Consider the following 1,130-nt stretch of genomic DNA (forward strand, 5'->3'; position numbering starts at 1 on the left):
TGATGTGTGCTGAGAAAACAGGAGGTTTTAACTTGGTAAACTATAGACACTCATCAGGAGTTTACCATGAGCAAGAAACAGAAGACTTACACCGCAGAATTTAAAGTTGAAGCAATAAAATTGATTGAAGCCAATCAAGGCAATGTATCGGAAACAGCCAGACAACTTGGCATTTCAATGCAAACTCTTTCAAATTGGAATAATAAAGCAAAGACTGGCACCTTAGCAGGCACTAAACAATATTCACCTGATCTAAATGCCTTACTCGAAGAAAATAAAAAGCTCAAACAACAGCTCAAAACAGCTGAAATGGAACGTGAATTTCTAAAAAAGGCAGCAGCGTACTTTGCGAAAGAAAGTCAGTAAGGTACGCCTATATGAAACAGCAAAGATATTTATTCCCGATTAGCTTTATGGCTAGATTACTTCACGTTTCAGTGTCACGATTTTATGATTGGCTAAAACGAGGCATGAATAAAAGATTGGTTCAGCGAAATCAACAGACAATTTTGGTCAAAATAGCTCATGAGGAAACTAAACAAAGCTATGGCTATATTCGATTAACTAAGCATTTACAAGCGCAAGGTATCAAAATCAGTACGTATGCTGTACGTCAAATAAAAAAGCTCAACCAGCTGTATTGTAAGCGTCATAAGCGTTTCAAAAGAACTACGAAGAGTGATCATAATCGAGCGATCTACGCAAATTTACTAGAGCAACAGTTTTCAATGACTAAGCCCAATCTTGCATGGTCAAGCGATATTACATACATTTGGACTGCTGAAGGTTGGTTATACTTGGCAGCAGTAAAAGACCTGTACACGAAACAAGTGGTTGGCTATAGCTTAAATGAGCGTATGACCGCACAACTTGTTTGCAATGCACTGACTATGGCGATTCGTAATCAAAAACCAACGAAAGGCTTAATTATTCATTCGGACAGAGGCAGCCAATATTGCAGCCATGAATATCGAAAGATACTGGAAAAATGTGATTTTCAAGGTTCAATGAGCAAACGTGGGGACTGTTACGATAATGCACCGATTGAAAGTTTCTGGGGCATACTCAAGAATGAATTAGTGCATCATTGCAACTATAAAACCAGAGATGAAGCTAAAGCAGATATTACA

At 38.1% G+C, this 1,130-nt stretch carries 1 protein-coding gene; it reads left to right on the forward strand.

Translation table 11 applies throughout. The annotated features are described in order from the left end of the window. Positions 1 to 66 precede the first annotated feature (66 nt). Positions 67 to 1,130, forward strand: a protein-coding gene (locus tag ACXM0J_RS18780; RefSeq protein WP_144619002.1) for an IS3-like element ISAba21 family transposase whose coding sequence is annotated in 2 segments (ribosomal slippage) — positions 67 to 325 and positions 325 to 1,130 — 1,065 coding nt annotated over the 2 segments. Because the reading frame shifts where the segments join, the coding sequence is not laid out codon by codon here. This gene is flagged as partial in the annotation.

It is taken from the genome of Acinetobacter sp. GRABPA_MV_2, from assembly GCF_056725885.1.